Annotated in this window: 20 protein-coding genes; 16 read left to right on the top strand and 4 right to left on the bottom strand. The window is 72.1% G+C overall.

What is annotated here, in order from left to right; translation table 11 throughout:
- The first annotated feature begins 9 nt into the window (after positions 1 to 9).
- Both KLO01_RS02870 and ilvA read left to right on the top strand, forming a co-directional pair.
- Positions 10 to 858 (top strand): ABC transporter permease, encoded by an 849-nt coding sequence (locus KLO01_RS02870; protein ID WP_147062036.1) that lies wholly within the window; start codon positions 10 to 12, stop codon positions 856 to 858.
- Between the two features lie 42 nt (positions 859 to 900).
- Positions 901 to 2,139, top strand: coding sequence for a threonine ammonia-lyase (gene ilvA / locus KLO01_RS02865; RefSeq protein ID WP_147062035.1), 1,239 nt, complete (start codon positions 901 to 903; stop codon positions 2,137 to 2,139).
- A gap of 66 nt (positions 2,140 to 2,205) precedes the next feature.
- Here ilvA and greA read toward each other — a convergent pair whose 3' ends face one another.
- Positions 2,206 to 2,694 carry a transcription elongation factor GreA gene (gene greA / locus KLO01_RS02860; protein ID WP_147062034.1) on the bottom strand — a complete coding sequence of 163 codons (489 nt, stop codon included), beginning with the start codon at positions 2,692 to 2,694 and terminating at the stop codon, positions 2,206 to 2,208.
- 308 nt (positions 2,695 to 3,002) lie between these two features.
- Positions 3,003 to 3,365, bottom strand: a complete 363-nt coding sequence (locus KLO01_RS02855; protein WP_147062033.1) for a DUF4307 domain-containing protein — start codon at positions 3,363 to 3,365, stop codon at positions 3,003 to 3,005.
- A gap of 112 nt (positions 3,366 to 3,477) precedes the next feature.
- Here KLO01_RS02855 and mca point away from each other — a divergent pair, with 112 nt between their 5' ends.
- Positions 3,478 to 4,419 (top strand): mycothiol conjugate amidase Mca, encoded by a 942-nt coding sequence (gene mca, locus KLO01_RS02850; protein ID WP_147062032.1) that lies wholly within the window; start codon positions 3,478 to 3,480, stop codon positions 4,417 to 4,419.
- A complete protein-coding gene (locus KLO01_RS02845) occupies positions 4,416 to 4,760 on the top strand; it encodes a hypothetical protein (RefSeq protein ID WP_147062031.1) in 345 nt (114 codons plus the stop codon). The genes mca and KLO01_RS02845 overlap by 4 nt, the downstream gene beginning before the upstream one ends.
- On the opposite strand, the gene trhA is transcribed toward KLO01_RS02845, so the two are convergent.
- Entirely contained in the window at positions 4,695 to 5,393 is a 699-nt protein-coding gene (gene trhA / locus KLO01_RS02840; protein WP_147062030.1) for a PAQR family membrane homeostasis protein TrhA, read from the bottom strand. The genes KLO01_RS02845 and trhA overlap by 66 nt on opposite strands.
- A 91-nt stretch (positions 5,394 to 5,484) precedes the next feature.
- On the opposite strand from trhA, the gene KLO01_RS02835 reads away from it, so the two are divergent.
- From KLO01_RS02835 to KLO01_RS02825, 3 genes are all read left to right on the top strand, one after another.
- Entirely contained in the window at positions 5,485 to 6,246 is a 762-nt protein-coding gene (locus tag KLO01_RS02835; protein ID WP_147062029.1) for an isoprenyl transferase, read from the top strand.
- Positions 6,247 to 6,654: 408 nt separating this feature from the next.
- A complete protein-coding gene (gene phoH2 / locus KLO01_RS02830) occupies positions 6,655 to 7,944 on the top strand; it encodes an RNA 5'-3' helicase PhoH2 (RefSeq protein WP_147063070.1) in 1,290 nt (429 codons plus the stop codon).
- Positions 7,945 to 8,208: 264 nt separating this feature from the next.
- The gene (locus KLO01_RS02825; protein ID WP_246136023.1) at positions 8,209 to 8,964 is read left to right on the top strand and encodes an aggregation-promoting factor C-terminal-like domain-containing protein; all 756 of its coding nucleotides are present in this window, start codon (positions 8,209 to 8,211) and stop codon (positions 8,962 to 8,964) included.
- A gap of 112 nt (positions 8,965 to 9,076) precedes the next feature.
- On the opposite strand, the gene coaA is transcribed toward KLO01_RS02825, so the two are convergent.
- On the bottom strand, positions 9,077 to 10,096 hold the full coding sequence (gene coaA, locus KLO01_RS02820; protein WP_371860205.1) for a type I pantothenate kinase: 1,020 nt from the start codon (positions 10,094 to 10,096) through the stop codon (positions 9,077 to 9,079).
- A gap of 55 nt (positions 10,097 to 10,151) precedes the next feature.
- On the opposite strand from coaA, the gene glmS reads away from it, so the two are divergent.
- The 9 genes from glmS to tsaD all read left to right on the top strand — a co-directional run bounded on the left by glmS (position 10,152) and on the right by tsaD (position 18,952).
- Positions 10,152 to 12,011 (top strand): glutamine--fructose-6-phosphate transaminase (isomerizing), encoded by a 1,860-nt coding sequence (gene glmS / locus KLO01_RS02815; RefSeq protein ID WP_147062028.1) that lies wholly within the window; start codon positions 10,152 to 10,154, stop codon positions 12,009 to 12,011.
- A gap of 30 nt (positions 12,012 to 12,041) precedes the next feature.
- Positions 12,042 to 12,392 carry a holo-ACP synthase gene (locus KLO01_RS02810; protein ID WP_147062027.1) on the top strand — a complete coding sequence of 117 codons (351 nt, stop codon included), beginning with the start codon at positions 12,042 to 12,044 and terminating at the stop codon, positions 12,390 to 12,392.
- 6 nt (positions 12,393 to 12,398) lie between these two features.
- Positions 12,399 to 13,889 carry a bifunctional ADP-dependent NAD(P)H-hydrate dehydratase/NAD(P)H-hydrate epimerase gene (locus KLO01_RS02805; protein ID WP_147062026.1) on the top strand — a complete coding sequence of 497 codons (1,491 nt, stop codon included), beginning with the start codon at positions 12,399 to 12,401 and terminating at the stop codon, positions 13,887 to 13,889.
- 91 nt (positions 13,890 to 13,980) lie between these two features.
- Positions 13,981 to 15,156 carry an alanine racemase gene (gene alr, locus KLO01_RS02800; RefSeq protein WP_147062025.1) on the top strand — a complete coding sequence of 392 codons (1,176 nt, stop codon included), beginning with the start codon at positions 13,981 to 13,983 and terminating at the stop codon, positions 15,154 to 15,156.
- Complete coding sequence (locus KLO01_RS02795; RefSeq protein ID WP_147063064.1) at positions 15,156 to 16,346, top strand: alpha/beta fold hydrolase; 1,191 nt, start codon at positions 15,156 to 15,158, stop codon at positions 16,344 to 16,346. Before alr ends, KLO01_RS02795 begins: the two co-directional genes overlap by 1 nt.
- Positions 16,343 to 16,798, top strand: a complete 456-nt coding sequence (tsaE, locus tag KLO01_RS02790) for a tRNA (adenosine(37)-N6)-threonylcarbamoyltransferase complex ATPase subunit type 1 TsaE (RefSeq protein ID WP_147062024.1) — start codon at positions 16,343 to 16,345, stop codon at positions 16,796 to 16,798. The genes KLO01_RS02795 and tsaE overlap by 4 nt, the downstream gene beginning before the upstream one ends.
- Positions 16,792 to 17,448, top strand: a complete 657-nt coding sequence (tsaB, locus tag KLO01_RS02785; protein WP_147062023.1) for a tRNA (adenosine(37)-N6)-threonylcarbamoyltransferase complex dimerization subunit type 1 TsaB — start codon at positions 16,792 to 16,794, stop codon at positions 17,446 to 17,448. Before tsaE ends, tsaB begins: the two co-directional genes overlap by 7 nt.
- Positions 17,445 to 17,909 carry a ribosomal protein S18-alanine N-acetyltransferase gene (gene rimI, locus KLO01_RS02780; protein WP_147062022.1) on the top strand — a complete coding sequence of 155 codons (465 nt, stop codon included), beginning with the start codon at positions 17,445 to 17,447 and terminating at the stop codon, positions 17,907 to 17,909. The genes tsaB and rimI overlap by 4 nt, the downstream gene beginning before the upstream one ends.
- On the top strand, positions 17,906 to 18,952 hold the full coding sequence (gene tsaD, locus KLO01_RS02775; RefSeq protein ID WP_147062021.1) for a tRNA (adenosine(37)-N6)-threonylcarbamoyltransferase complex transferase subunit TsaD: 1,047 nt from the start codon (positions 17,906 to 17,908) through the stop codon (positions 18,950 to 18,952). Before rimI ends, tsaD begins: the two co-directional genes overlap by 4 nt.
- Positions 18,953 to 18,969: the final 17 nt, after the last annotated feature.

Genomic DNA, 18,969 nt, shown 5'->3' with positions numbered 1-18,969 from the left:
GGTCCCCGCATGAGTGCCGCCACGGACGCCGTAGCCCTCGACCGTCCCGCTCCCCGTGCGAGCGGTGCCGGGCGGGTGCGTCAGGTCGTCGCCCTCGTGCGACGCAACCTCACCCACATCAAGCGCCAGCCCGAGATGCTCACCGACGTGACGATCCAGCCGATCATGTTCGTGCTGCTCTTCGCCTTCGTCTTCGGTGGCTCGATCAAGATCCCCGGCGTCGACTACAAGCCCTGGCTGCTGCCCGGGATCATGGCGCAGACCATCGCGTTCAGCGCCTTCATCGTCGCCATCGGGCTCAACACCGACATCGGCAAGGGCATGGTCGACCGGTTGCGGTCGCTGCCGATCCAGCGCTCCTCGATCCTCATCGCGCGTGCGATCGGGGCGCTCATCCACTCGAGCATCGGTGTGGCCGTGATGTCGGTGACCGGTCTCTTCATCGGGTGGCGGATCCATGAAGGCGTGGTCAAGGGGCTCCTCGGCTACGGCCTGCTGCTGCTCTTCGGGTTCGCGATGATCTGGGTCGGCATCCTCGTCGGCTCGGCCATGCGGTCCGTCGAGGCGGTCAACGGGCTGATGTTCACGACGATCTTCCCCGTCACCTTCCTCTCCAACGCCTTCGCGCGCACCGACGTCATGCCCTCGTGGTTGCGCACCATCGCCGAGTGGAACCCGATCAGCTCGCTGAGCCAGGCCCTGCGAGACAACTGGGGGATCGCGGGCATCCCCGTGCGGGCCGATGCCCCGTGGCCGCTGCACCACCCCGAGCTGGCCACGCTCATCTGGTCGCTCGCGATCACGGCCGTCGTCGCCCCGCTCGCCCTGCGCGCCTTCAACGCCCGCACGACCGACTGACCTCCGGAGTCTGCCCTGCGGGACGCGACTAACCTCGGCCCCATGACACCCACATCGTCGTCGGTGACGGTGGCCGAGATCCGTGCCGCCGCTGACCTGCTCTCCACCGTCATCGCTCCGACACCCATGGAGTTCAACCGAGGCCTGTCCGAGCGCGTCGGCGCCGACGTCTTCCTCAAGTGCGAGAACCTCCAGCGCGCCGGGTCGTTCAAGATCCGCGGCGCCTACACCCGCATGTCCAAGCTCACCGACGACGAGAAGGCCCGCGGCGTCGTCGCCGCCAGCGCGGGCAACCACGCGCAGGGCGTGGCGCTCGCCGGCCAGATGCTCGGGATCGACGTCAAGGTCTACATGCCCGTGCGGGCCCCGATGCCCAAGGTCCAGGCGACCAAGGCCTACGGCGCCACCATCGAGCAGGTCGGCGCGACCCTCGACGAGAGCCTCGTGCACGCGCGTGCCTGGGCCGAGGAGACCGGCGCGATCCTCATCCATCCCTTCGACCACGACGACATCGTCACGGGTCAGGGCACCTGTGGGCTCGAGATCCTCGAGCAGTGCCCCGACGTCAAGACGGTCGTCGTGGGTCTGGGCGGCGGCGGGCTGCTCGCCGGCATCGCCCTCGTCATGCGCGAGCTCAAGCCCGACGTCCGGATCGTCGGCGTCCAGGCCGAGCAGGCCGCGGCCTACCCGGGGTCGCTCGCAGCCGGGCACCCGATTGCGGCGGCCGCGATGTCGACCATGGCCGACGGCATCGCCGTGGGCCTGCCCGGGGACGTGACCTTCCCGATCGTGCGCGACCTCGTCGACTCCGTCGAGACGGTGAGCGAAGAGGGCATCTCGCGCGCCCTGCTCTTCCTCCTCGAGCGCGCCAAGCTCGTCGTCGAGCCCGCCGGTGCCTCCGCCGCAGGCTGGCTGCTCGAGAACGCCGGCACGTCCGACATCGAGGGGCCGGTCGTCTGCGTCCTCTCGGGGGGCAACATCGACCCGCTGCTCATGATGCGGATCATCCGTCACGGCATGGTCGCCGCCGGCCGCTACCTCCAGTTCGCCGTGCGCGTCCCCGACACCCCCGGGTCCCTCGCCGCGATCCTCGCCGACTGCGCCGGCGTGGACGCCAACATCCTCGAGATCGAGCACATCCGCACCGGACCGCACATCAACGTCGACGAGGTCGAGATCGCGCTGCGGCTCGAGACGCGCGGCCCCGAGCACTGCGAGCGGGTGCTGCGCGCGATGAGCGCCAAGGGCTACACGATCGTCCGCGAGCTCGAGCAGGCCTGACCGGACACAGCGAGAGGGCGCCCACCCCGAGCGGGGTGGGCGCCCTCTGGCGTCCCGGGGGACGACTCAGCCGGTGTAGGGCTTCGCGTCGAGGATCTTGACCTCGATCTGCTTGCCGTTGGGGGCCTCGTAGCTCACGGTGTCGCCGGCCTTGTGGCCGTTGACCGCGGAGCCGATCGGGGACTGCTCGCTGTAGACCTGCAGGGTGCCGTCGGCGATCTCGCGCGAACCGAGGAGGAAGGTCTCCTCGTCGCCGAAGATCTCGGCCGTGACGACCATGCCCGGCTCGACGATGCCGTCGTCGGGAGGGGTCTCACCGATGATGGCGTTCTCGAGGAGCTGGGTGAGCTGACGGATGCGGGCCTCGTTCTTGCCCTGCTCCTCGCGGGCGGCGTGGTAGCCGCCGTTCTCCTTGAGGTCGCCCTCCTCACGCGCCGCCTCGATCTTGGCGACGATGTCGGCGCGGCCGGCGCCGGAGAGCTGCTCGAGCTCCGCCTTGAGGCGGTCGTACGCCTCCTGGGTCAGGTAGCTCGTCTTGACGACGGTCTCGCTCACTGAGATTCACTCCTCGGGTGCCCGTGACCCGGCGACGGACGTCGCCTGCGTCAGGGTGGTGGTGGTCCTACGTGAAAGGGCCCGGGGCCTGAACCTCTGCTTGGTCCAGCGGGCCCCAGACCCGTGCTGTGCAAACAACAAGGATAACAACGCCGGGGCGCAAAAGCACGTCCGTCGTGAACGCCGCGCCTGAGGAGTCCCCGACCGAGCCGATGGCGGGCTCGAGCCGACAACCTCTCGCTCCACCCGGGGTGCCAACCCGGGTCGAGCCCAGCATTATCGGGTCACCCGATAATGCTGACCCCGGCTCAGCCCACCCGGACGCAGGACGCGACGACCCCAGTGACGGCGCGGGCGCTCGTCCTCACGGTGACCTTGCGGTGGACCGACCGGGCACCCGCCGGCACCTCGTCGGCCACGGTCCCCACCCGGCCGTGGCGCACGTCCTGCGCCTCGACCGTGCACCGCACCGCGGCACCGTCGGGCCGGTGGACGTCGTAGGCAACCTTGACCTCCGAGTCCGACACCACCTCGTAGGTCGTGACGTCCGCGCTCAGCGCGTTGGCCGAGGCCAGCCCGAACCACACGATCGCCGCGACCATGGCGGAGATGCCGACGGCGCCGACGACCCACCAGCGGGTGGTGCCGGGAGCGGGTCGGGGGAGCGGCATGAGGTGTCCTGGTCCTGTCGACGGGGCACGCACGACGCGTGCGGCCGGAGTGCGAAGATGGGGCGAGTCCATTGTCGCCTGTGCGACCCCACGAACCCGAAGGACCCTCGACGTGTCAGACCGCCTCCGTCTCATGTGCGTCCACGCGCACCCCGACGACGAGTCGAGCAAGGGCGCCGCGGTGATGGCGAAGTACGTCGACGAGGGCCACGACGTCCTCGTCGTCTCGTGCACCGGCGGTGAGCGCGGCGACATCCTCAACCCCCAGCTCGCCGACGACCCGCACATCCTGCGCGACCTCGCCCAGGTCCGCCGCGACGAGATGAAGCGCGCCCAGGAGATCCTCGGCGTCGACCACACGTGGCTCGGCTTCGTCGACTCGGGCCTGCCCGAGGGCGACCCGCTGCCGCCGCTGCCCGACGGCTGCTTCGCGCTCGAGCCCCTCGAGGTGACGACCGAGGCCCTCGTGCGCGAGATCCGTCGCTTCCGTCCGCACGTCATGACGACCTACGACGAGAACGGCGGCTACCCCCACCCCGACCACATCATGTGCCACGAGGTCTCGATGGCGGCCTTCGAGGCGGCGGGCGACCCCACGGCATACCCGGGAGCGGGTGAGCCGTGGCAGCCGCTCAAGATCTACTACAACCAGACCTTCAGCCGCGGACGCGTCGTCGCCTTCCACGAGGCCCTCACCGCGCTCGGCGAGGAGAGCCCGTATGCCGCGTGGCTCGAGAACTGGGACCCCGCCCGCGAGCGGACGGTCACGACGCGCGTCGTCTGCGACGCGTGGTTCGAGCGGCGCGACGCCGCGCTGCTCGCGCACGCCACGCAGATCGACCCGGACGGCACCTTCTTCAAGGTCTCGCGCGAGGAGCAGGCCCGGGTCTGGCCGTGGGAGGACTACGAGGCCGGGCTGTCCTACGTGCCGATCGTCGAGGGCGAGGACGACCTCTTCGCGGGGCTGCCCACCGACGTCGCCGAGGCCGACGCGCTCGCGACCTCCGGCTCGCTCACCCTCGCGCACGACGGACGGAAGGTTCGCACCGCATGACCCTCGACACCCTGATGCTCGCCGCCGCCCCGTTCGCTCCGTCGCCGACGCCGAGCCCCAGCCCGACGGAGGACCTCACGCCGAGCCAGGCCGCGGCCCCGGGCGTCTGGGCCTTCGTGGCGTTCCTCTTCCTCGTCGTGGCGCTGTGGCTGCTCATGCGCAACATGAACGCCCGGCTGCGCCGGATGTCCTACAAGCAGAAGGCCGCCGAGCGGGACGCGGCCGGGATCCCGGCCACCACCGAGGTCGACTCGGGTCACGGCTCCGGGACCGGCTCAGACGCGGTCGTAGAGCGCGATCGAGGCGGCGATGTAGTGGGTGACGAACGCGAGGATCGTTAGCGCGTGGAAGATCTCGTGGAAGCCGAACCAGCGCGGTGAGGGGTTCGGGCGCTTGATCCCGTAGACGACCGCGCCGAGCGTATAGAGCACGCCGCCGGCGAGCACGAGGCTCACGACAGCGGTGCCCGCGTGCTGCAGCAGGGGCCCGAGGAAGAAGACCGCGACCGAGCCGAGCGCGACGTAGACCGGGACGTAGAGCCACCGGGGGGCGTTGATCCACACGAGCCGGAAGACGACCCCGAGCAGCGCGCCGGTCCACACGATCGCGAGCAGCGTCCGGCCCTGGTTGAGGGGGAGCAGCAACGCGAACGGCGTGTAGCTGCCGGCGATGATGAGGAAGATGTTGGAGTGGTCGATCCGCTTGAGGGCGGTGCCCCAGCGGGGTGACCACGTGCCGCGGTGGTAGACGGCCGACATCGAGAAGAGGAACACGGCCGTCACCGTGAAGATCGCCGCCGCCGCGCGGGCCTGGACGGTGTCACCGAGGACGACGAGCACGAGGCCGCCGATGAAGGCGATCGGTGCCATCGCGAGGTGCAGCCAGCCGCGCAGCTTGGGCTTGACGGCCTCGAGCACGGCGTCGACGCGCTCCTCGAGGGCGTCGAGCGTGCGGGGCTCACGTGGGGTACTCATGATCTCCACAACGATACCTACGTTTCCGTAGGTTCCGGACCGGGAGCCACGTGCCCTCTGTCTCCTTCGGGCCCGGCGGTACGGTGACGACATGGCGCTCAGCGATGTCCTCTATGCGGCATACGGGCGTCGTCTGGCCAAGGGGCTGGGTCCCGAGAGCATCCCCCGCCACGTCGGCGTCATGCTCGACGGGAACCGCCGCTGGGCGCGGGCCCGCGGAGCCGGGACGAGCGAGGGGCACCAGGCCGGTGCCGACAACATCGCCAACCTGCTCGGGTGGTGCGAGGAGGTCGGGGTCGAGGTCGTCACGCTCTGGCTGCTCTCGACCGACAACCTCAACCGTCCGGAGTCCGAGCTGCGACCGCTGCTCGGGATCATCGAGCGCGCCGTCGACACGCTCGCCGACGAGGGGCGCTGGCGGCTCCACGTCGTCGGCGCGCTCACCCTGCTGCCGGCGGTGACCCGCGAGCGGCTCGAGGCGGCCGCTGCCCGCACCGCGGGGGTCGACGGGATGCTCGTCAACGTCGCGGTCGGCTACGGCGGGCGGCGCGAGATCGCCGACGCGGTGCGCTCGCTGCTGCTCGAGCACGCCGACCTCGGCACGACGATCGAGGAGCTCGCCGAGATCCTCGACGTCGAGCACATCGCCGAGCACCTCTACACCAAGGGGCAGCCCGACCCCGACCTCGTCATCCGGACGTCGGGGGAGCAGCGCCTCGGCGGCTTCCTGCTGTGGCAGAGCGCGCACTCGGAGTTCTACTTCTGCGAGGCGTACTGGCCCGACTTCCGCAAGGTCGACTTCCTGCGCGCGCTGCGCGCGTTCGGCGAGCGCCACCGGCGTTTCGGCTCCTGACACTGGTCACCACAGGCGCCACTGCAGCCCCACCGGTCACGTCCTTCACACCTGCCACCGCGTCGAACGTGTCACGGAAATGAACAGGTCGCGACACGCCGCGAGCGTCCGTATGCCGGAAGTCACGCAGTCGTAGCGTCACGTCTGACGCACCACCTTGGTGCGTTCGGGAGGCCCAACGCATGGAGCACACCACGCTCCGGAGGAGGGACCACTCTCGGCTCCCTGCTCGTGGCAGAGGGTCGACCGGGTTCCACACCTTCGAGCCGGCGCACGACGTCAGCGTGCGCGCCTAGGAGCCCTGCCGTGGCCACGACCTCGCCTTCGCCCGTTTCCTCCCCGACGACCAGCGCCGGGAGTCCCCGGCGCAAGCGCGCGGCCGCCACCGCCACGGTCGCCGAACCGGCCCTGCGGACCTACGTCCTCGACACCTCGGTCCTCCTCTCCGACCCGCGGGCGATCCTGCGGTTCAAGGAGCACGAGGTCGTCCTGCCGGTCGTCGTCGTCACCGAGCTCGAGGCCAAGCGCCACCACCCGGAGCTGGGGTTCTTCGCCCGCACCGCCCTGCGGCTCCTCGACGACCTGCGGATCCAGGCCGGTCGCCTCGACGCCCCCGTCCCCGTCGGTGACGTGGGTGGCACCCTGCGGGTCGAGCTCAACCACACGGACCCCTCCTCGCTTCCCGCCGGCTTCCGCCTGGGTGACAACGACACCCGGATCCTCGCGGTCGCCAGGAACCTCGCCAACGAGGGTCGCGCGGTGACGATCGTCAGCAAGGACCTGCCGATGCGGGTCAAGGCGTCGGCCTGCGGCATGGAGGCGCAGGAGTACCGCGCCGAGCTCGCCGTCGACTCGGGCTGGACCGGCATGGACGAGGTCGAGGTCACCACCGAGGAGATGGACCACCTCTACGAGTACGGCCGGCTCGAGCACCTCGGTGCCGCCGAGCTGCCGTGCCACACCGGGCTCAAGCTGCTGTCCCCCCGGGGCAGCGGTCTCGGCCGGGTCGGCGCCGACAAGCAGGTGCGCCTCGTCAAGGGCGACCGCGACGCCTTCGGCCTCCACGGTCGCAGCGCCGAGCAGCGCATCGCGCTCGACATCCTCCTCGACCCCGACATCGGCATCGTCAGCCTCGGTGGCCGCGCCGGCACCGGCAAGTCGGCGCTCGCGCTCTGTGCGGGACTCGAGGCGGTCATGGAGCGCCGCCAGCAGCGCAAGGTCGTCGTCTTCCGCCCGCTCTACGCCGTCGGCGGCCAGGAGCTCGGCTACCTCCCCGGCTCCGAGTCCGAGAAGATGAACCCGTGGGGCCAGGCGGTCTTCGACACGCTCTCCGCGCTCGTCTCGCGCGAGGTCGTCGAGGAGGTCCTCGACCGGGGGATGCTCGAGGTCCTGCCACTCACCCACATCCGCGGCCGCTCGCTCCACGACGCCTTCGTCATCGTCGACGAGGCCCAGTCGCTCGAGCGCAACGTCCTGCTCACCGTCCTGTCGCGCATCGGCCAGAACTCCAAGGTCGTCATGACCCACGACGTCGCCCAGCGCGACAACCTCCGGGTCGGCCGCCACGACGGGGTCGCCGCCGTCATCGAGAAGCTCAAGGGCCACCCCCTCTTCGCCCACGTCACCCTGACCCGCAGCGAGCGCAGCCCGATCGCGGCCCTCGTGACCGACCTCCTGGAGTCCGAGGACAGCCTCTGACCCCTCCCGCGGGACCGCACGACCCGGTATGCCGTCCGCTCGCCCGAGCGGACGGCATACCGCTGTCGGAACGCACACGGCCGTGTGGGATCGTGACCGCTGTCACCCGCACCTGGCCCGTTCGCGCCGGGCGCGGATGAGCACGACGGGACCTCCCGTTTTGCCCATCCGGGGGGTCATCGCGTACGTTGGTCTCGATTTGGTAACGCAGCCCGACTGGATCCTCAGCCGGGCTGTTCTGCGTAGTGAGAGGAAAACCCTTCGATGAACAGCCGGTACCGCGGTCGTCACCGCGGACGCCACGCGCGTCCATCCGAAGCACCCCTGACGGTCGCGCTGGGCGTCGCCCGCCGACCCGCCGTCACCGCCGCGATGGCCCTGGCCCTCGTGGGCACCGGCGCCGTCGGCGTGAGCGCCAACGACGCCGTGGCGGACTCCGAGCCCTTCACCCTGAGCTCGTCGGCCATGACCCAGGCCGCACTCTCGGCCCGCGAGAGCGCGACCGACAGCGCCCGCATCTCCCGTGACCGCGCCGGTGTCAACACCCAGCGCGCCGCCGCCAGCGCCAAGGCGCAGGCTGCCGCGGACGCCAGGGCCGCCGCCGACGCCGCGGCCGCCAAGGCCAAGGCCGAGGCGCTCGCCAAGGCCCGTGCTGCCGCCGCCCAGAAGGTCGCCCGCGAGAAGGCCCGCGCGTCCGCGATCGCCAACGCGCAGAAGGACCCGCGCTCGGCTGCTCGCGCCCTCATGTCCGACCAGGGCTGGGGCGACGGCCAGTGGCGCTGCCTCAACCTCCTCTGGGAGGGCGAGAGCTCGTGGGACCACACCGCCGAGAACTCCTCCTCGGGCGCCTACGGCATCCCGCAGAGCCTGCCCGCCAGCAAGATGGCGAAGTTCGGCTCGGACTACCGCACCAACCCGATCACCCAGATCACGTGGGGCCTCTGGTACATCAAGCAGTCCTACGGCACCCCGTGCAACGCGTGGGACCAGTGGCAGGCCCGCTCGCCGCACTGGTACTGAGCACGGCCGAGCAGCACCCCAGCAGCACCCTGAGACGAGCAGACGCCGGGCCCCACGGGCCCGGCGTCTCGCACGTCCGGCGGCACCGGCCGCACCGGCCGCCGCGCGCCGATCAGAGCCGGCGGAGCCGGATGTGGGTCACCGCGTGGTCGGCGCCCTTGGAGAGCACGAGCGTGGCGCGGTCGCGGGTGGGCTCGACGTTGCGCAGCAGGTTGGGCTCGTTGATCCGCTCCCAGATGCCCGACGCCGTCTCGCGGGCCTCGGAGTCGGTGAGCGCGGCATACCGGTGGAAATAGGACTCCGGGTCCGCGAAGGCCGTCTCGCGCAGGCGGAGGAACCGCTCGACGTACCAGGTGCGCAGCTGCGCGACCGGGGCGTCGACGTAGACCGAGAAGTCGAAGTAGTCGGAGAGGACCTGCCGGGTCCGCTGGTCCGAGCGCACGGTCGCCGGCTGGAGGACGTTGAGGCCCTCGACGATGAGGACGTCCGGCTGGTCGACGACGATCTCGGCGTCCGGGACGATGTCGTAGGTGAGGTGCGAGTACACCGGAGCGGCCACACGCGGCATACCGGACTTCACGTCGGCGACGAAGCGGAGGAGGGCCCGGCGGTCGTAGGACTCCGGGAAGCCCTTGCGCTGGAGCAGTCCTCGCGCCTCGAGCTCGGCGTTGGGGCGCAGGAACCCGTCGGTGGTGATGAGGTCCACGCGGGGCGTCTGGGGCCAGCGGCGGAGCAGCTCGCGCAGCACCCGGGCGGTCGTGGACTTGCCGACGGCCACCGACCCGGCGATCCCGATGACGAACGGCACCTTGGCCGGGCGCTCACCGAGGAAGTCCGTCGTCACGCGGTGCAGGCCCGCGGTCGCGTTGACGTAGAAGGCGAGGAGCCGGGAGAGGGGGAGGTAGACCTGCTCGACCTCGCGCATGTCGACCCGGTCACCGAGACCGCGCACCCGGGCGATGTCGTCGGGGGTGAGGCTCAGCGGGTGGTTGTCGCGCCGGGCGGCCCAGTCGTCGCGGGTGAAGTCGAGGTAGGGCGAGGGCAGCGGCGCGCGGGGCGCCGGAGGCTCCGTCGACGCCACCGGGTGCGGCCCGGGCAGGGGGACGGCGGGTGTGGCAGACACGCGGGCCATTGTGGCCCACTCCGCGCGTTCGAGGGTGGGGGAGCGAGCCATTACGCTTGCGACCATGTGTGGAATCGTCGGATATGTCGGCAGGGCCATGGATGACCGCGCCGAGAGCGTCGTCATGGAGGGCCTCGCCCGACTCGAGTACCGCGGCTACGACTCGGCCGGCATCGCCCTCGTCACCGACGACGGCGTCGCCTCCGAGAAGCGCGCGGGCAAGCTCGAGAACCTGCGTGGTGCCCTCGAGGCGCACCCGCTCGCCGCGGGTCGCACGGCCATCGGCCACACCCGCTGGGCCACCCACGGCGGTCCCACAGACGGCAACGCCCACCCGCACCGCGGCGGCGACGAGGACAAGCTCGCGCTGATCCACAACGGCATCATCGAGAACTTCCACTCGCTCAAGAAGGAGCTGCTCGCCGAGGGCGTCACCTTCGACAGCGAGACCGACACCGAGGTCGCCGCCAAGCTCGTGGGCCGCGCCTTCGACCAGACCGGTGACCTCACGTCGGCGATGCAGCAGGTCGTGAACCGGCTCGAGGGTGCCTTCACCCTCCTCGCCGTGCACGCCGACCAGCCCGGCGTCGTCGTCGGCGCCCGTCGCAACAGCCCGCTCGTCGTGGGTCTCGGCGACGGCGAGAACTTCCTCGGCTCCGACGTCGCCGCGTTCATCGGCTACACCCGTCACGCGCTCGAGCTCGGCCAGGACCAGATCGTCACGATCACCCCCGAGGGCCACGAGGTCGTCAACTTCGACGGCTCGCCGGCGACGGGCAAGGCCTACGAGGTCACGTGGGACGCCGCGGCTGCCGAGAAGGGTGGCTACGACACGTTCATGGAGAAGGAGATCTTCGACCAGCCGCACGCGGTCGGCGACACCCTCCTCGGTCGCACCGACGAGGCCGGGCACCTCGTCCTCGACGAGCTGCGGATCAGCGAGGAGCAGCTCAAGAACGTCGACCGGATCACCGTCGTCGCGTGTGGCACGGCCGCCTACGCCGGCATGGTCGCCAAGTACGCCATCGAGCACTGGACCCGCATCCCCGTCGAGGTCTCGCTCGCCCACGAGTTCCGCTACAGCGACCCGATCGTCAACGAGCGCTCGCTCGTCGTGAGCATCAGCCAGTCCGGCGAGACCATGGACACGCTCATGGCGGTCAAGCACGCCCGCGAGCTGGGCGCCCTCACCATCTCGGTGTGCAACACCCACGGCTCGACCATCCCGCGCGAGTCCGACGCCGTCCTCTACACCCACGCCGGACCCGAGATCGCGGTCGCCTCGACCAAGGCCTTCCTCGCCCAGATCACGGCCTGCTACGTCCTCGGCCTCTACCTCTCCCAGCTGCGTGGCGGCACCTTCGCCGACGACGCCCAGGCCGTGATGAAGGAGCTGCACGAGGTCCCCGCCAAGATCGAGGAGCTCCTCGGCACCATGGGCCGGGTCCAGGAGATCGCCCGCTTCATGGCCGACACCCGCTCGGTGCTCTTCCTCGGCCGCAACGTCGGCTTCCCCATCGCCATGGAGGGCGCGCTCAAGCTCAAGGAGCTCGCCTACATCCACGCCGAGGGCTTCGCCGCCGGCGAGCTCAAGCACGGCCCCATCGCCCTCATCGAGCCCGGCCAGCCGGTCTTCGTCGTCGTGCCCGGCCCCGACACCCCGCACGAGCTCCACAAGAAGGTCGTCTCCAACATCCAGGAGATCCGCGCCCGCGGCGCCCGCACCATCGTCATCGCGCAGGAGGGCGACGAGGACGTCGTGCCCTTCGCCGACGAGGTCATCCGCGTGCCGCGCACGTCGCCGCTGCTGCAGCCGCTGCTCACCGTCGTGCCGCTCCAGATGTTCGCCCTGCACCTCTCGACCGCCAAGGGCCTCGACGTCGACCAGCCGAGGAACCTCGCCAAGAGCGTCACGGTCGAGTGACCCGGTGCCGGTGACGGGCAGGGCGCAGCGATGATCGTCGGCACCGGGATCGACGTCGTCGACATCCCGCGGTTCGCCGAGACCCTCGAGCGCACGCCGGGTCTGCGGACGCGCCTGTTCACGCAGGCCGAGCGCGACCTGCCCATGCGCTCGCTGGCGGCCCGGTTCGCCGCCAAGGAGGCGCTGGCCAAGGCCCTCGGCGCACCCGTGGGGCTGGCCTGGACCGACGTCACCGTCGAGCGCGGTGAGGACGGGCGACCGCACATCGTCATGCAGGGCACCGTGCAGGCCCGCGCCGACGAGCTCGGTGTCGTGCACGTGCACGTGTCGCTGTCGCACGACGCCGGGATCGCCTCGGCCGTCGTCATCGCAGAGAGCTGAGCCACCGTGATCGAGGCGTGGAGCCCCCAGGACGTGTATGCCGCCGAGGCGGCCCTCGAGGACGAGCTCGCCTCCGGTGAGCTCATGGCGCGAGCGGTCGAGGGGCTCGCCGAGCTCGTCGCGGCCCGCGTCGCGCAGCTCGGCGCCGAGACCGTCGTGGCGCTGGTCGGGGCCGGCAACAACGGCGCGGACGCGCTGTATGCCGTGGCGCACCTCGCCGAGGCCGGCGTCACGTGCGCTGCCGCCCATGATCCCGACCGCGTCCACCAGGGTGCGCTGGAGGCGGCGCGTGCCGCCGGCGTCGTGCTCGTCACGGGCGCCGAGGCGCTCGAGGACGTCGCGGAGGCCGACGTCGTCGTCGACGGCATCCTCGGGCTCGGCGGCCGGCCCGGTCTGCCCGCCGAGGCGGCGGCGTGGGTCGCGGCCATCTCCGACGACGCCCACGTCATCGCCGTCGACCTCCCCTCGGGGCAGGCCGCCGACGGCAGCGCGTTCGACCCCGACGGCGTGCTCGCCGACGAGACGGTGACCTTCTCGGTCGCCAAGCCCGTCCACCTGCTGCCCCCCACCGAACAGGCCTGCGGTTCGCTCACCGTCGTCGACATCGGGCTGGCCTTCGACACCGCCCCGGCCGTCGTACGGCTGGGCTTCGACGACGCAGCCGACCTGTGGCCGGTGCCCGGGCCCGACGACGACAAGTACTCGCGTGGCGTCCTCGGCGTCGTCGCCGGGGGTGAGCGCTACTCGGGTGCAGCCGTGCTCTCGGTGACCGCGGCGGTCGAGGCCGGGGCCGGGATGGTCCGGTACGTCGGCACGCCGACGCCCGAAGGGCTCGTCCGTGCCGCCGTGCCCGAGGCCGTGCACGGCGAGGGCCGCGTCCAGGCGTGGGTGCTCGGACCCGGGCTCGACACCACGTCGACCCGTCGCGAGGCCACGAACCAGCTCGACGTGGCGCGGGCGGCGCTCGCGGGCGAGGAGCCGGTGCTCGTCGATGCCGGTGGGCTCGACCTCGTCGACGACGCCGTCATCGAGGCGCGCCGCGACCGCCCCACGCTCCTCACGCCGCACGCGGGGGAGCTCGCGACGATGCTCACCCGGCTCGGCTCCGGGCCGCGGGCGCGCTCGCGCACCGAGGTCGAGCGGGCCGCGGTCGAGGCCGAGCCGCTGCGCCACGCCCGTGCCCTGGCGGACCGGACCGGGATGACGGTGCTGCTCAAGGGAGCGACCACCCTCGTCGTGCCGACCGACCCCTCCGAGCCGGTGCGCTCGCAGGCCGACGCGCCGGCCTGGCTCGGCACCGCCGGGGCCGGGGACGTCCTCGCCGGGCTCGTGGGCACCCTGCTCGCCGCCGGGCTCGCACCTGCCGACGCCGGGGCCCTCGGAGCCCTCGTCCACGGGGTGGCCGCGGACCGGGCCAGCGGCGGAGGTCCGGTGCGGGCACTCTCGGTGGCACACGGCATACCGGCTGCCGTGGCGCACCTGCTCACCCGCCGCTGAGGGGCGCCCCCTCTGCAGCGTCTGCGGATACGGCGGCTAGAGCGACCTCTTCCGCAGACGCAGGCGGTCCCCACCTAGACTTGTCGGTCTCATGACTTCGCCAGCCGCCCCCGTCTCCGCCGTGCCGCCCGAGGGCGCTGCGGCCTGGGTGACGATCGACCTCGACGCGATCTCCGACAACGTGCGTGAGCTCGCCCGCCGCTCCCCGGGAGCCGAGGTCATGGCCGTCGTCAAGGCCGACGCCTACGGCCACGGCCTCGCCCACAGCGCCCGCGCCGCCGTCGCCGGGGGTGCGAGCTGGCTCGGGGTGGCCCAGCTCAGCGAGGCTCTCGAGCTGCGCGCTGCCGGTGTGACGACGAGGGCGCTCACCTGGCTCTATGCCCCCGGTGCCGACTTCGGCGCCGCCATCGACGCCGACCTCGACCTGTCCGTCGCGGCCCCCTGGGCGCTCGACGCCGTCGCCGCAGCGGCCCGCGAGCGCGGACGCACCGCACGCATCCACGTCAAGGTCGACACCGGTCTCGGCCGCAACGGCGCGCTGGGTCAGGGCTGGACCGACCTCGTCGCCGCCCTCGGGCCGGTCGTCGCCGAGGGTGCCGTCGACGTGGTCGGCGTCTGGTCCCACTTCGCCCTCGCGGACGCCCCCCAGCACCCCACCGTCCTCGCGCAGCGCGACCGCTTCGTCGAGGCCGCTGCGGAGCTCGAGAGGGCCGGCATACGACCGCAGGTCCGGCACCTCGCCAACTCCGCGGCCACGCTCACCAACCCGGACGCGCACTTCGACATCGTCCGCCCCGGACTTGCGGTCTACGGCCTGTCGCCGGTGCCCGACCTCGGCGCCCCCGAGGACTTCGGCCTGCGCGAGGCCATGCGTGTCACCGCTCGCCTGGCGCTCGTCAAGCGCGCCCCCGCCGGCCAGGGTGTGAGCTACGGCCACGCCTACACGACGACCGAGGACACCGTGCTGGGCCTCGTCCCACTCGGCTACGCCGACGGGATCCCGCGCCACGCCGGGTCGGTCGGCCCGGTCCAGGTCGACGGTCGGCGCCTCACCGTGGCCGGCCGCGTCTGCATGGACCAGTTCGTCCTCGACCTCGGACCCTCGTACGCCGGCGGTGCCGGTGACGAGGTCGTCATCCTCGGGCGTGGGGCCGACGGCGAGCCGACCGCGCAGGACTGGGCGGCGGCGATCGGGACCATCAACTACGAGATCGTCACGAGGATGAGCGGGCGGCTGCCCCGGGTGCTCGTCGGGGGCGGTGCGTGATGGCCGGCGTCGGCAAGGCGATCGGTCTCGGGGCGGCTGCTGCCGCGGCCGCCGGAGCTGCCGCCGCGGGCGTGGCCGCCGACCGCGCTGCCGCCGAGCGGCGCCGCCTCAACGCCCTCGACCCCGTCGCCGGGTTCGCCCACGTCGCCGACGAGGAGCTCAAGGTCATCGCGACCGACGGGCTCAACCTCCACGTCGAGATCGACAGTCCGCGTGACCTCGACCCCGAGCTGCCGACGATCGTGCTCTCCCACGGCTTCTGCCTCAGCCTGCGCAGCTGGGTGCTCCAGCGCCGGGCGTTCGTCGAGGCCGGCTACCGCGTGGTCCTGTGGGACCAGCGCAGCCACGGCGAGTCCGAGATCTCCGACCTCGAGCACTGCTCGATCGAGCAGCTGGGCCACGACCTGCGCGCCGTCATCGACGCGACCTGCCCGCAGGGGCCGATCGCGCTCGTCGGCCACTCCATGGGTGGCATGACGACGATGGCGCTCGCCCGCCACCACCCCGACCTCGTGCGCGACCGGGTCATGGCGGTGGCGTTCATCTCGACCGCCGCCGGTGGCCAGGGCCTCACCGACCTCGGCATGGGCCCGCTCGTCGGCCGAGCGATCGGCCAGGTCGGTCCGCGCCTGCTGTCGCGCCTGGCCCCCCACCAGCGCTGGCTCGCGCCCGTGCGCCGCTTCGGCCGCAACGTCGAGGGCTCGATCGTCGACCGCTTCTCCTACGACTCGCCCGTGAGCGAGGGGCTGATCCGCTTCACGTCCGACCTCATCCTCGCGACGAGGTTCGAGGTCATGGCGGCGTTCATCCCCGCGATCCAGAGCCACGACGAGCTCGACACCCTCGCCACGCTCGTCGACAAGGAGGTCCTCGTCGTCAACGGCGAGGGCGACCTGCTCACGCCCCCGGCGCACAGCGAGAAGATCGTCGAGCGCCTCCCCGGCTCCGAGCACGTCGTCGTCCGCGACGCCGGCCACCTCATCATGCTCGAGCACCCCGAGGTCGTCACCGGCCAGATCCTCTCGCTGCTCCACCGGGCCGAGGTCGACGCCGCTGCCGCGGTCTCCGTGGTCGACAAGCCGCGGGTCCGGCGCGTCCTCGTCGACATCGCCAAGGGCCGACGGGTCAAGAAGGCCCGCTCCGGTCAGGGGGCCTCCGACTCACGCCCGCGCACCAGGGCGACGTCGTGACCCCGAGGGTGCTCGAGACCGCCGAGGACACGCGGGGCTTCGGCGCGGCGCTGGCGCGTGACCTGCGCGCCGGTGACCTCGTCATCCTCACGGGCGGCCTGGGAGCCGGCAAGACCACGCTCACCCAGGGGCTCGCCGAGGGTCTCGGTGTCCGCGGCCCGATCACCTCACCGACGTTCGTCATCGCCCGGGTGCACCCCTCGCTCGTCGAGGGTCCGGCGCTCGTCCACGTCGACGCCTACCGGCTCGGCGGGTTCGCCGAGCTCGACGACCTCGACCTCGACGCCGACCTCGAGGCCTGCGTCACCATCGTCGAGTGGGGTCACGGGCTCGCCGAGGACCTCTCCGACGACCGCCTCGAGATCGTGCTGGAGGCCGACCCCGAGACCGAGCGGCGCACCGTCGTCGTCACCGGTCACGGCGACCGCTGGAAGGATGGGGTCCCGTGCTGATCCTCGCCATCGACACCTCGACGTCCGCCATCACCGTGGCGCTCCACGACGAGGCCAGGGTCCTCGCGCAGGAGTCGCACCTCGACCCCCGCGCCCACACCGAGTGGGTCACCCCGCTCATCGCCTCGTGCCTCTCCGCGGCCTCGGTCACCCCCGGTGACCTCACCGCCATCGCGGTCGGCAACGGCCCCGGACCGTTCACGGGGCTGCGCGTCGGCATCGTCACCGGCCTGACGATGGGCCACGCTCTGGGTGTGCCGGTCCTCGGCATCTGCAGCCTCGACGTCCTCGCCGAGCAGTCCGCCGCCCTCACCGAGGGTGAGCTGCTCGTCGCGACCGACGCCCGGCGCAAGGAGGTCTACTGGGCCCGGTATGCCGTCCGCCCCGGTTCCGTGCAGGCCCTCACCTCGCCCGCGGTGGACCGCCCCGCGGACCTGCCCGACGAGGTGCGCGCCCTGCCGACGGCCGGTCGTGGCCCGGCCCTGTATCCCGAGCTGTTCGCCCACGCGCTGCCCGTGCTCGACGTCGACGCGGCGATGCTCGCGCGGGTCGCCGTCGAGCGGACGCTGGCCGGCACCCCGATGCCCGTGGAGCCGCTCTACCTGCGGCGCCCCGACGCCCTCACCACCGCCGAGCGGGCCGCCCGATGACGGCCGTCCGCGAGCTCACCTGGACCGACATCCCGGAGCTCGTCCGGCTCGAGACCGAGGCCTTCCCCGACGACGCCTGGAGCGAGGGGTCCTGGTGGGGCGAGCTGGCCGGCCGGCCGCGCCGCGACTACCTGGCCGTGGAGCGCGAGGGTGAGCTCGCGGCATACGGAGGCATCGACCACGGCGGACAGGTCGCGGACCTCATGACGATCGCCGTGGCCCCCGGGCACCGGGGGAGCGGCATCGGTGGCGACCTGCTCACCGAGCTCGAGACGCGGGCCGCGACCGGTGGTGCCGAGGCGCTCATGCTCGAGGTGCGGGCCGACAACGAGCCGGCGCGCACGCTCTACGACCGACGCGGCTACGACGTGCTCACGGTGCGCCGCGGCTACTACCAGCCCGGCAACGTCGACGCTCTCGTGATGCGAAAGATGTTGGGCGAGAGGGGAACTCAGTCATGACCGCGGAGCAGCCACTGGTCCTGGGGATCGAGACGTCCTGCGACGAGACAGGCGTCGGCATCGTCCGCGGCGAGACCCTGCTCGTCGACGCGGTCGCGAGCAGCGTCGACGACCACGCGCGGTTCGGCGGGGTCGTGCCCGAGGTCGCCAGCCGGGCGCACCTCGAGGAGATGGTGCCCACGATCGAGCGCGCCTGCCGCGAGGCGGGCGTCACGCTGGGCGACCTCGACGCCATCTCGGTGACGGCCGGCCCGGGCCTCGCCGGTTCGCTCATGGTCGGTGTCGCGTCGGCCAAGGCGCTGGCGCTGTCGCTGGGCGTGCCGCTCTACGGCGTCAACCACCTGGCCTCCCACGTCGCCGTGGACATCGTCGAGCACGGTCCGCTGCCCGAGCCGACGATGGCGCTGCTCGTCTCCGGCGGGCACTCCTCGCTGCTGCTCGTCCCCGACGTCACGAGCGACATCCGCAGCCTGGGTTCGACCATCGACGACGCCGCGGGGGAGGCCTTCGACAAGGTCGCGCGGGTGCTCGGCCTGCCGTTCCCCGGCGGCCCCTACATCGACCGCGCGGCGCGTGAGGGGCAGGTCGTCATCGACTTCCCCCGCGGGCTGACGACCGGCCGTGACATGGAGCGGCACCGCTTCGACTTCTCGTTCTCGGGGCTCAAGACCGCCGTGTCGCGGTGGGTCCAGGCGCGCGAGGCCGCCGGTGAGCCGGTGCCCGTCAACGACGTCGCCGCGTCCTTCCAGGAGGCCGTCGTCGACGTGCTCACCCGCAAGGCCGTCCTCGCCTGCCGCGAGCAGGGTGCCCAGCACCTCCAGATCGGTGGCGGCGTCGCGGCGAACTCGCGGCTGCGGGCCATGGCCCAGTCCCGGTGCGACGACGCCGGGATCGAGCTGCGGGTGCCGCGCCCGGGCCTGTGCACCGACAACGGCGCCATGGTCGCCGCTCTCGGTGCACAGATGGTGCTCAAGGGCCGCGACGCCTCGCGGCTCGACCTGCCCGCCGACTCGTCGATGCCCGTCACCCAGATCTCCGCCTGAGCGGCACCTCGGGTGCG

This window comes from Knoellia locipacati (assembly GCF_007992835.1).
GTDB classification, from domain to species: Bacteria; Actinomycetota; Actinomycetes; order Actinomycetales; family Dermatophilaceae; genus Knoellia; species Knoellia locipacati.
This window is presented reverse-complemented; position numbering and strand designations above follow the sequence as displayed.

Coding starts and splice junctions, on each gene's coding strand:
- ilvA (WP_147062035.1), top strand. CDS start 901: ATGACACCCACATCGTCGTCGGTGACGGTGGCCGAGATCCGTGCCGCC.
- alr (WP_147062025.1), top strand. CDS start 13,981: ATGACTTCGCCAGCCGCCCCCGTCTCCGCCGTGCCGCCCGAGGGCGCT.
- KLO01_RS02870 (WP_147062036.1), top strand. CDS start 10: ATGAGTGCCGCCACGGACGCCGTAGCCCTCGACCGTCCCGCTCCCCGT.
- glmS (WP_147062028.1), top strand. CDS start 10,152: ATGTGTGGAATCGTCGGATATGTCGGCAGGGCCATGGATGACCGCGCC.
- tsaD (WP_147062021.1), top strand. CDS start 17,906: ATGACCGCGGAGCAGCCACTGGTCCTGGGGATCGAGACGTCCTGCGAC.
- rimI (WP_147062022.1), top strand. CDS start 17,445: ATGACGGCCGTCCGCGAGCTCACCTGGACCGACATCCCGGAGCTCGTC.
- KLO01_RS02810 (WP_147062027.1), top strand. CDS start 12,042: ATGATCGTCGGCACCGGGATCGACGTCGTCGACATCCCGCGGTTCGCC.
- KLO01_RS02855 (WP_147062033.1), bottom strand. CDS start 3,365: ATGCCGCTCCCCCGACCCGCTCCCGGCACCACCCGCTGGTGGGTCGTC.
- KLO01_RS02795 (WP_147063064.1), top strand. CDS start 15,156: ATGGCCGGCGTCGGCAAGGCGATCGGTCTCGGGGCGGCTGCTGCCGCG.
- KLO01_RS02845 (WP_147062031.1), top strand. CDS start 4,416: ATGACCCTCGACACCCTGATGCTCGCCGCCGCCCCGTTCGCTCCGTCG.
- trhA (WP_147062030.1), bottom strand. CDS start 5,393: ATGAGTACCCCACGTGAGCCCCGCACGCTCGACGCCCTCGAGGAGCGC.
- KLO01_RS02835 (WP_147062029.1), top strand. CDS start 5,485: ATGGCGCTCAGCGATGTCCTCTATGCGGCATACGGGCGTCGTCTGGCC.
- KLO01_RS02825 (WP_246136023.1), top strand. CDS start 8,209: ATGAACAGCCGGTACCGCGGTCGTCACCGCGGACGCCACGCGCGTCCA.
- coaA (WP_371860205.1), bottom strand. CDS start 10,096: ATGGCCCGCGTGTCTGCCACACCCGCCGTCCCCCTGCCCGGGCCGCAC.